At 74.3% G+C, this 9,931-nt stretch carries 10 protein-coding genes; 4 read left to right on the plus strand and 6 right to left on the minus strand.

Annotated features, from left to right (window positions below; all coding sequences use genetic code 11):
- Window positions 1–264: 264 nt before the first annotated feature.
- From E1193_RS26485 to E1193_RS26495, 3 genes are read right to left on the minus strand one after another with little or no spacing between them, the layout of a single operon-like run.
- Window positions 265–1,350 (minus strand): type III polyketide synthase, encoded by a 1,086-nt coding sequence (locus tag E1193_RS26485; RefSeq protein ID WP_132185901.1) that lies wholly within the window; start codon window positions 1,348–1,350, stop codon window positions 265–267.
- 34 nt (window positions 1,351–1,384) lie between these two features.
- Window positions 1,385–2,551 (minus strand): acyl-CoA dehydrogenase family protein, encoded by a 1,167-nt coding sequence (locus E1193_RS26490; protein WP_132185902.1) that lies wholly within the window; start codon window positions 2,549–2,551, stop codon window positions 1,385–1,387.
- Between the two features lie 47 nt (window positions 2,552–2,598).
- Window positions 2,599–3,354, minus strand: coding sequence for a methyltransferase domain-containing protein (locus E1193_RS26495; protein ID WP_132185903.1), 756 nt, complete (start codon window positions 3,352–3,354; stop codon window positions 2,599–2,601).
- A 45-nt stretch (window positions 3,355–3,399) separates the two neighbouring features.
- Between E1193_RS26495 and E1193_RS26500 the strand changes: the two genes are divergently transcribed.
- The 4 genes from E1193_RS26500 to disA all read left to right on the plus strand — a co-directional run bounded on the left by E1193_RS26500 (window position 3,400) and on the right by disA (window position 8,004).
- Window positions 3,400–4,239 (plus strand): UbiA family prenyltransferase, encoded by an 840-nt coding sequence (locus E1193_RS26500; RefSeq protein WP_132185904.1) that lies wholly within the window; start codon window positions 3,400–3,402, stop codon window positions 4,237–4,239.
- Between the two features lie 142 nt (window positions 4,240–4,381).
- Complete coding sequence (locus tag E1193_RS26505) at window positions 4,382–5,134, plus strand: hypothetical protein (protein ID WP_132185905.1); 753 nt, start codon at window positions 4,382–4,384, stop codon at window positions 5,132–5,134.
- Window positions 5,135–5,224: 90 nt separating this feature from the next.
- Window positions 5,225–6,679 (plus strand): DNA repair protein RadA, encoded by a 1,455-nt coding sequence (radA, locus tag E1193_RS26510; protein ID WP_132185906.1) that lies wholly within the window; start codon window positions 5,225–5,227, stop codon window positions 6,677–6,679.
- A 143-nt stretch (window positions 6,680–6,822) separates the two neighbouring features.
- Window positions 6,823–8,004 carry a DNA integrity scanning diadenylate cyclase DisA gene (disA, locus tag E1193_RS26515; protein ID WP_132185907.1) on the plus strand — a complete coding sequence of 394 codons (1,182 nt, stop codon included), beginning with the start codon at window positions 6,823–6,825 and terminating at the stop codon, window positions 8,002–8,004.
- Window positions 8,005–8,014: 10 nt separating this feature from the next.
- Here disA and E1193_RS26520 read toward each other — a convergent pair whose 3' ends face one another.
- The 3 genes from E1193_RS26520 to E1193_RS26530 all read right to left on the minus strand — a co-directional run bounded on the left by E1193_RS26520 (window position 8,015) and on the right by E1193_RS26530 (window position 9,917).
- Window positions 8,015–8,743 (minus strand): hypothetical protein, encoded by a 729-nt coding sequence (locus tag E1193_RS26520; RefSeq protein ID WP_132185908.1) that lies wholly within the window; start codon window positions 8,741–8,743, stop codon window positions 8,015–8,017.
- Window positions 8,744–8,847: 104 nt separating this feature from the next.
- The gene (locus tag E1193_RS26525) at window positions 8,848–9,408 is read right to left on the minus strand and encodes a peptide deformylase (protein WP_132185909.1); all 561 of its coding nucleotides are present in this window, start codon (window positions 9,406–9,408) and stop codon (window positions 8,848–8,850) included.
- Complete coding sequence (locus tag E1193_RS26530; RefSeq protein WP_132185910.1) at window positions 9,405–9,917, minus strand: ACT domain-containing protein; 513 nt, start codon at window positions 9,915–9,917, stop codon at window positions 9,405–9,407. The genes E1193_RS26525 and E1193_RS26530 overlap by 4 nt, the downstream gene beginning before the upstream one ends.
- Between the last annotated feature and the right edge of the window lie 14 nt (window positions 9,918–9,931).

A 9,931-nucleotide genomic window follows, 5' to 3' on the forward strand; every position in this document is an offset into this window, starting at 1 on the left:
CCCCGGCACCGCCCCCGCGCTGCTGGTCGACCGGACCGGCACGGTCACCCGGGTCCTGCCCGACCTGCGTGCCGCCGACGACTACCGCGCCGACCTCGCCCGCCTCGCCGACTGACCACTCTCCTTTAAGATCGGGTTACGGTGCCCGTCAAGACACGGGGCAGCGGGGACGCGACCCGATCTTCGATGCCGTCAGGGCGGCCGAGCGGTCGCCTGTCGCCCGGCCCCGCCCCGACCTGCCGGAGCAACGTCGCGACTAGGCCATCAGATGCGGTCGAGCAGGGCGGCATAGAGGGTCAGGCCCGGCCCGAAGGCGAGCATCACGATCCGCCGTGGCGGCACGGCGGCGCGCAGCAACCGGTCCAGGATCAGCAGCACCGTCGGGGACGAGCAGTTCCCGTGCTCGGCCAGCACCCCCCGGGAGGCCGCCAACGCCGCCGGAGGCAGGGCCAGTTCGCGCTCCACCACGTTGAGGATGCGCGGGCCGCCCGGGTGGACAGCCCAGCCGTCGACCTCCGCGACGCTCGCGCCGTGCCGGGCCAGCAGGTCGTCCACCAGAGCCCGGACATGCGTGGAGAGCACCTGCGGGACCTTCGGTGACAGTCCCATCCGGAAGCCGGTGTCGGTGACGTCCCAGGTCATGTGATCGGCGGTGGAGGTGTCGGTGATCGAGGTGACCTCCCGGACCTGCCAGCCCCCACCGACCGGCCCGACCGTGGACAACGCATTAGCGGGCGACGCGCCTGGCACCAGCACCACGGCGACCGCGGCGTCGGAGAAGAGGGCGTGCGAGACGATCTGCTGGGTGTCCATCCTGGCCGAGGCCGGCTGGATGTGCAGACTGGTCAGCTCCGCGCAGAGCAGCAGCGCCGGCCGGCCCCGAGCGGTGACGAAGTCACCCGCCGCGCCCAGCCCGGGCAGCGCCGCGTAACAGCCCATGTGGCCCACGAACATCCGCTGCGTGTCCGGAGCCATGCACAGGTCCCGGGCGAGCAGGATGTCCAGGCCCGGGGTGGCGTACCCGGTGCAGGAGCAGACCACGAACAGCCCCACGTCACCCGCGTCGAGACCGGCGGCGGTCAACGCCCTCCCCACCGCCTCCTTCCCCAGTGGCAGGGCCTCCACTTGGTAGCGCCGCATCCGGCGCTCGGTCGGCCAGTCGGAGACGTCCTCCAGCAGGGGGTTCACCGCCGCCTGCCGCCGGTCCACCCCGGAGTTGGCGAAGATCCGTTCGGCCAGCGCGCGGGTGGGGCCCGAGAAGTGCCGGGAGAAGAAGCCCTCCCACAACTCGTTCTGCGCGGCGGCCGGCGGTTGCGCCGTACCGAGACCCGCGATCACTGGCACGGCCATGTCCCCACCTCTCGTCCGGTTCTGCCTGCCCGACCTACCAACGAGGTGCCGATCCGTCCCGGTCCGGGTCGCCGCCGAGCACCGCGACGCCGAGCCAGTCGGCGCACACGTCCGAGGTGGCCGGATGCAGCGAGCCACAACGGGCATCCCGGTAGAGCCGTTCCAGTGGGTGACCCCGGCGGGTCGCCGAGGTGCCCGCCGCCTCCAGCACCGACGCGGCCACGTCGGCCGCCGTCGTGCCGGCCAGCAGCTTGGCCCGCCACACCCAACGGTTGGTCTCGGCGTCGCCGGGGGCCTCGTCGACCCGGCGGGCCGCCTCCGCGACAACCAGTTGGGCCGCGGCCACCGCCGCGTCGGCCCGGCCCAGCCGGGCCCGGACCGCCGGCAGGCCGGCCAGGCCGCGGGCGTTCAGGTGCTCGGCAGCCGCGTCGACCGCCGCCCGGGCCACTCCCACGTAGACGGCGGCGTAGCTCGCCACCAGCCAGTGCGGCATCAGCTGGGCGACCACCAGGGCCAACCCCTCCACCCCGCCGAGCAGCCGGTCGGCCGGCACGGTCACGTCCAGGTGCAGGTCGTGCGAGGCGGTGGCGCGCATGCCGAGCGAGTCCCAGGTCGGCTCGACGGTCAGCCCGACACCGGCCGGCACGAGGAACTGGGAGACCACCGACTGGTCGGTGGTGCTGCGGGCGGCCACCAGATAGCCGTCGGCGTGCCCCGCGCCGGAGCAGAAGGTCTTCGCGCCCTTGAGGTGCCAGCCGCCGTCGACCGGCTCGTACACGGTGCTGAGCTGCGACAGCCGGGCGCCCGCGCCGCGCTCGCTCATCGCGACCGCGTACCAGGAGCCCTCGGCCGCCGCGCGGAGCAGCCGGTCCCGGGCGGCCAACGCCTCCTGCGGTACGCCCAGCGCCTCGGCCAGTTCCTCGGTGACCGCGCCCAGCGCCCCGGTCACCGAGGCGTGCATGTTGAACACCAGTGCGGTCGCGCCGTTGCCCCGGGCCAGTTCGGTGGCGACCGCCGCGTACTCGGCGAACGTCGCGCCCGCGCCGCCGAGCCCGCGCGGGACCATGAGGCCGAAGAGCCCAGCCTCGCGCAGGTCGGCGAAATCCTCCATCGGGAACGAGCCGTCCTCGTCGTGCCGGGCCGCCCGCGCGGCGAACCGCGGCGCCAACCGGCGGGCCGCCTCCAGCGCGTGCACAGTCATGTAGCCCCTCTCTCTGTGGCTTCCCCTCTACCCTCGTCCTGGCCCGGTCACCCGTGCCGGACGCCGCGCCCCTGGTAGAGCACGGCGGTGGACCAGGTCGGCTTGATCCGGGGCTCCCGGTCGAGCCGCCCGGCCGCGCTGCCGCGCAGCCGCCGCAACAGCCAGACCGCCGTGCCGGACAGGCTCGGCCGGATACCGCGTACGCGCAGGTGGACGCCGTGCCGGGCCGCCTCGACGACCAACTGCCGGGCGTCCACGAACAACCGTGGATCGTGGATACCGCGGGGCACCGTGGGCAGCCGCTCCCCCACCTCCACCGCGACCAGCCGGGCCAGCACGGTGTCGTTGAGGGTGTCCAGCACCAGCAGCCCACCGGGGCGCAGCAGCCGGCACGCCTCGGCGACCGCGCCCCGCCAGTCCGGTACGTGTTCCAGCAGCTCGCCGGCGGCCACCACGTCGGCGCAGCCGTCGGCCAGCGGCACCGCGGTGGCGTCCCCGACGATCACGGTCACCCCGTGGTCGGCGGCCTGGTCGAGTGCGGAACGGGTGAGGTCGACCCCGACGTGCCGGTAGCCCTTGCCGGCCAGGTGCGGGGCCATCAGCCCGGCGCCGCAGCCCAGGTCGACCAGGATGGCGCCGGGGCGGGACGCGGGCGGCACCAGGGCGGCCCGGGCCCGGGCCAGCCAGTGCAGCATGGCGAACGCGCCGTCCGGTCGCCACCACTCACCGGCCAGGTCGTCGTACTGGCGGGGATCGTTGCGGGGCAGGAGGCGGGGCGGTATTGGCACCGGACCGTTCCGCATGGACCGAGCGTGGCACGACTCCCGGGTAACGACCAGACTTCCCTTATGTCGTCGACGGTGTTAGGGCTGGTCAGAGCGAGCCATCCGGAACCGACGGTCGCGGTCACCGTGGTCGCCGGACTGCTCGCGTGGGGGGTCGGGCACTCCCTCGCCGGCCTGGCCCCGGTGGTCGGCACCGTGCTGACCAGCCAGCTCGCGGTGGGCTGGAGCAACGACGTGCTGGACGCGGGGCGCGACGCCACGGTCGGACGTACCGACAAACCGGTCGCGGCGGGGGTGGTACGCCGCCGCACGGTGGCGGTGGCCGCCGCCGTGGCCGCGACCGTCACCCCGCCGCTGGCGCTGACCACGAACCCGACGGCGGCGCTCTGGGCGACGCTCGGCCTGGTCTCGGCGCTGCTCTACAACCGGCCGTTGAAGTCGACGCCGTTCTCGGCGCTACCGTACGCGGTCTCCTTCGGGTCGCTGCCCGCCTTCGTGGTCCTGGCGCTGCCCGGAGCGCCGGCCCCACCGGTCTGGCTGGTCGCCGCCGCGGCGCTGCTGGGCGCCGGGGCGCACTTCGCCAACGTGCTGCCCGACCTCGCCGACGACGCCCGCACCGGGGTCCGCGGGCTGCCGCACCGGCTCGGTCCGGCCGGCAGCCGGGTGGCCGCCGCGGGACTACTGCTCGCCGCGACCGTCGCCCTGGTCGCGGGCCCGCCCGGGCCGCCGTCCTGGCTGGGCCTGTCGGCGGTCGCCGCCGCCGTCGTGGTGCCGCCCCTCGGCTGGTACGCGGCACGCGCCGCCACCCGGGCCGGCCGCCGCCCGGTGGCCGCCTTCCGGGCGGTGATGGTGGTGGCCCTCATCGATGTGGTGCTTCTGGTGGCGAGCGGCCGGGTGGTGTGACCGCCGCCCGGCCAGGTGGCGATACCGGGTCCGCGTGCGGCCGTCGATCAGCCCCAACTACCCTGGAGCGCGGTCTGCGCGGGTATGACCACCCCCGCGCCCGGGGTACGGCCGGGTGGGGATCGTGACGAGGAGGACCGACGTGACGCGCTCGATCAGGGGTTCCCGGCGGACGGCCCTGCTGCTGTCCGGCGTGGCGGCGGCGACCGCCCTGCTGGCCACCGGTTGCGGTGCCGGCCAGGTGGCCGAGACCGCCAACAAGGAGCCGTCGATCCAGGGCGTCAACATCCAGACTCCGGACAACGACTACAAGGTGCGCGGCCTCTACGTGGAATACCCGGGCATCGAGGGCTACCGGGCCGGCGGGAACGCCCCGGTCAACGCGGTGGTCTACAACGACAGCCCGGAGTCGGTCACGGTGACCGTCACCACGGACAGCGCGCGGGAGGTCGTGCTCACCGGTGCGGCCGGCTCGCCGAGCCCGACCGCTGCGGTGTCGCCCGGATCGTCGCCCTCGGGCAGCGCCTCCCCCTCCGGCAGCGCGTCGCCGTCGGCGAACGCCTCCCCGAGCGGCTCCGCCTCCGCCAGCCCGTCGGAGAGCGCCTCGCCGAGCCCCTCCGCGCCGGCCGGCCAGCCGGCCCGGTTCGAGATCCCGGCCCTGGGCTACCTCCAGCTGACCGTGCAGGGCGGCCGTTACCTCGAACTCATCGGGCTGAACGAGAAGCTGCTCGCCGGCCAGCAGGTCAACCTGACCTTCGACTTCGGCAACGGCCGGATCATCAGCACCCCGGCCCCGATCGGCGTGCCGCTGACGCCGGCCGCCCCGCCGTCGCCGATCATCGAGCGCCACGGCGGCTACGAGGGCCAGGAGGAGGGTGGATCGGGTCACGGCTGATCCGCCGCCCGCGAACTGCCGCACACCGCCGGCGTGGTGACCACCACGCCGGCGGTGTTTTCGTCACAGGAGAGGGTTAGCGTCCTGGGGGTGACCACCTCCCGATCGACATCGACGCGCGGCGGCGCGGCCGGCGCCTCCCGCGGCCGGGCGGCCCGCGAGCCCCGCCCCGCCTACGAGTGCGACGCCTGCGGCCACCAGCCCCCCAAGTGGGTGGGGCGCTGCCCGGAGTGCGGCGAGTGGGGCTCCGTGGTCGAGTGCACCGTCACCGGCCCGACAGTCTCCGGTCGGGTGGTGAGCTCACGGATGCCGGCTGAGCCGGCCCGCCCGATCGCCACCATCAGCGCCGCCCCGGCCCGGGCCCGGCCCACCGGGGTCAGCGAGCTCGACCGGGTCCTCGGCGGCGGTCTGGTCCCCGGCGCGGTGGTGCTGCTGGCCGGCGAGCCCGGCGTGGGCAAGTCCACCCTGCTGCTCGACGTCGCCCAGCAGTGGGCCGTCGGCGCCGGCAGCCCCTCGTTGGTGGTCAGCGGTGAGGAGTCGGTCAGCCAGGTCCGGTTGCGCGCCGAGCGGATGGGCACCCTGCACGACCAGCTCTACCTGGCCGCCGAGAGCGACCTCGGCGCGGTGCTCGGGCACCTCGACGCGGTCAAGCCCGGCCTGCTCGTGCTCGACTCGGTGCAGACCATCTCCACCACCGGCACCGACGGGGTGCCCGGCGGGGTCACCCAGGTCCGGGCGGTCACCGCCGCCCTGGTCGCCGTCGCCAAGGAGCGCGGCATCGCCACCGTGCTGGTCGGCCACGTCACCAAGGACGGCCAGGTCGCCGGCCCTCGGGTGCTGGAGCACCTGGTCGACGTGGTGCTGCACTTCGAGGGCGACAAGCACTCCTCGTTGCGGCTGGTCCGGGGCGTCAAGAACCGCTTCGGCGCGGCCGACGAGGTCGGCTGCTTCGAGATGCACGAGGGCGGCATCAGCAGCCTCGCCGACCCGTCCGGGCTCTTCCTCACCCGCTACTCCGAGCCGGTCCCGGGCACCTGCGTGACGGTGGCGATGGAGGGGCGGCGGGCCCTGGTCACCGAGGTCCAGGCGCTGATCGGCGCGACGGTCGCCGGGTCACCCCGGCGGACGGTCTCCGGCCTGGACGGCGCCCGGCTGGCCATGGTGCTCGCGGTGCTCCAGCGCCGCACCGAGCGGCTAACCCTGCACGACCGGGAGGTCTTCGCGGCCACCGTCGGCGGGATCCGGGTGGTCGAGCCGGCCGCCGACCTGGCCGTCGCCCTGGCGGTGGCCTCCGGCGGGCTGAACCTGGCCATCGCGCCGAACCTGGTGGCGATCGGTGAGGTCGGGTTGACCGGCGAGGTACGCCGCGTCGGGGCGGTGCCCCGCCGGCTGGCCGAGGCGGCCCGGCTCGGTTTCCGGGTGGCGCTCGTGCCGCCTGGCTGCGGGCCCGGCAGCACCGGCGTTTCCCCGGAGAACATGCGGGTGACGGAGGTCACTGACGTCCGCTCCGCGCTCCAGGCTGTCGCCCGCGCATCCGCCGAGTGACCGACGGTGGCCACCACCGGGCGGCCGGCCCGGCAATCCCGGACAAGCCTTGGCAGGCCCGGCAAGCCGGAGGAAACCGACGCTGTGACACATCACAGTAACCACGACAGCACCCACCGCAGGGCAGTCCGTAGACTGTGCGCGTGCCGATCGACCGCGACACCACCAAGCCTGCCGGCGCGACACCCCACGCCCGCACCGGTGCCGTGGGCTCGCCCGCCCGTCCGATCAGCGTGAGCGTCACCGGCGGGACCGGAAGCGCCGGTGACCCGTTGCGGGCCAACCTTGCCCTGATGGCACCCGGCACGGCGCTGCGGGACGGGCTGGAGCGGATCCTGCGCGGCCGGACCGGCGCACTGATCGTGCTCGGCTACGACAAGGTCGTCGAGCAGATCTGCACCGGCGGCTTCCCGCTGGACGTCGAGTTCTCCGCCACCCGGGTCCGTGAGCTGTGCAAGATGGACGGCGCCGTGGTGCTCTCCAGCGACGGCACCCGGATCGTCCGCGCGGCGGTGCACCTGATGCCCGACCCGTCGATCCCCACCGAGGAGTCCGGCACCCGGCACCGCACCGCGGAACGGGTGGCCCGGCAGACCGGCTATCCGGTCATCTCGGTCAGTCAGTCGATGCGGATCATCAGCCTCTACGTCAACGGCCAGCGGCACGTCCTGGACGACTCGGCAGCGATCCTCTCCCGCGCCAACCAGGCCCTGGCCACCCTCGAGCGCTACAAGCTGCGCCTGGACGAGGTTTCCGGCACCCTCTCGGCGCTGGAGATCGAGGACCTGGTCACCGTACGGGACGCGGTGGCCGTGGTGCAGCGGCTGGAGATGGTCCGCCGGATCGCCGACGAGATCGCCGGGTACGTGGTGGAGCTGGGCACCGACGGCCGGCTGCTCGCCCTCCAGCTCGACGAGCTGATGGCCGGCGTCGACGCGGACCGCACCCTGGTCATCCGCGACTACCTCCCCGCCGGCCGCAAGTCGCGCACCCTGGACGAGGCACTGGTCGAGCTGGACCTGCTCGGCGCCACCGAGCTGATCGACCTGGTCGCGGTGGCCAAGGCGATCGGCTACCCGGCCGCCTCCGACGCCCTGGACGCGGCGGTCAGCCCACGCGGCTTCCGGCTTCTGGCCAAGGTGCCGCGCCTGCCCGTCGCGATCGTCGACCGGCTGGTCATGCACTTCGGCAGCCTCCAGCGGCTGCTCGGCGCGACCGTGGAGGACCTCCAGGCCGTCGAGGGCGTCGGCGACGCCCGCGCCCGGGGCGTACGCGAAGGGCTGTCCCGGCTCGCCGAGGCGTCCATCCTGGAGCGGTACGTCTGACCGCTTCCGGTCAGTTGGCGGCGATGGTGAGCTTCACCGGCTCGCTGAGCTTCGTGCCCACCCGGGCGAAGACCTGGTACGCCCCGGGGGGTGGGGTCGGGCCGGCCGCCACGCCACCGGCACACTTGGTGGCGTCCCGGCCGTTCCAGGTGAGCTGGTAGAACCGCTCGAAGCCGGGGGTGAACGACTGCACGTCCGAGCCCCTGCCGGTGCCGCAGGTGTCCGACGACCAGACCGTCTCCGCGCCGGACTTGATGAACAACTCCTGGCGGTCGGCGCCCACGTCGCGGCTGCACGTGCGCTGGGACTTGTTCTTCACCCGCAGTTGCAGGTCGACCAACGCCCCGGGCTGGACGACGGAGGGCCTCGCCACCGGCGTCACGGTGATCTCGGCGTCGGTGCAGGTGCCATCGTCGCTGCCGCTACCGGTGCCGGTGCCCCCGACCGGCGCGACCGGCGGGTTGGCGGGCGCGCCCGAGGCACCCGGACCGCCCGGCGAGACCGGCGCGTCCGGCCCGGCCGACGGGGACGCGGCATCCGGGTTCGGCGCCGCGCCTGTCGCCGACGGCGAGCCAACCGGGGACGACGGCGTGGAATTCGCCCCCGGTGTCTTCGCCGCGTCCTCCGACCCGTTGCACGAGTAGAGCACGACGATGAGGAAGAGGAACGCAGCTCCGAGTACGACGGCACGACGCCGCCAGTACACGGCGGATGGCAGGGGACCGACCGTCAGACGCATGATGCCCCCACCGTAACGGCGCACCCCTTGGGGGACCGTCGCGACGCGCCGGGCCGCAGCGTCCTCACCGGATCGGCATTCCACTCACGACGGACCGGCGCCGGTCACTGGTAGACCTTTCGCTGGTAGACGGCGTGCGCGCCCGCCACCCGGTCGAGGAAGAGCAGTCCCGTGCAGTGGTCGATCTCGTGCTGCAGGGCACGCGCCTCGAAGCCGTCGGTGACCAGCCGAACCGCCTCGCCGGTGCCGGGCAACTCTCCCTCCACGACCAGCCGGCTGGCCCGCTTCACGTCACCGGTCAGGTCCGGCACCGACATGCAGCCCTCCCGGCCCGCCTTCCACCGGGTCGCCTCCACCACCCGCGCGTTGCAGAGCACGAAGGTGCCGTGCACGGTCACCGCCTTCGGATGCCCGGTGACGTCCACCGCGAAGACCTGGACGCCCACCCCGACCTGCGGGGCGGCCAGCCCGACGCAGCCGGGCGACACCCGCATGGTGGCGATCAGGTCCGCGGCGAGCTGGACGGTCTCCTCAACGGTGGGGTCCACCGCGACGCCGGGACGGCTCAGCACCGGGTTCGGCGCGGTGACCACCGGACGCACCACGCCCGGTAGGGCGAGCGCCTCGGGGCACCAGTCGCCGAGGCCGGCGTACTGCTCGCTCACAGCAGATCCGGGTCGGCGGGACGCAGCGTGACCTCGACGCCCAGGTCGGCGGCGGTCACGGCGAGCCGGCGGGCCAGCGCGTCGGCGACACCCGGCGGCAGGTCCACCTCGGCCACCACCACGTAGAGCGACCCGGTGAGCCGGGTGCTCAGGTCCGTGACGTTACCGCCGGCCTCGGCGAGCACCCGGGTCATCGCCGCCACGATGCCCATCCGGTCCGCGCCGTGCACCGCCATCACGTACGGCTCACCGGCCGGCACCGCCTCGCCGTCGGGGCTTACCGCCCGTACGGTGGCCAGCAGGTGGCCGTCGGCGGCCAGCGGAGCCAGGGCGGCCTCCACCTCGGCGGCGGCCGGGCCGACGCATATCAGGGTCATCGCGAAGTGGCCCCGCAGCCGGGTCATGGTGGAGTCGGTGAGGTTCGCGCCGAGCCGGGCGAGCACCTCGGCGACGTCGGCCACGATGCCGGGCCGGTCCCGGCCGATGACAGTGATCGCGAGCTCGTTCATTCGGGCATTCTCCC

The sequence above is a fragment of the Micromonospora sp. KC606 genome (assembly GCF_004348675.1).
Classification (GTDB): Bacteria; Actinomycetota; Actinomycetes; order Mycobacteriales; family Micromonosporaceae; genus Micromonospora.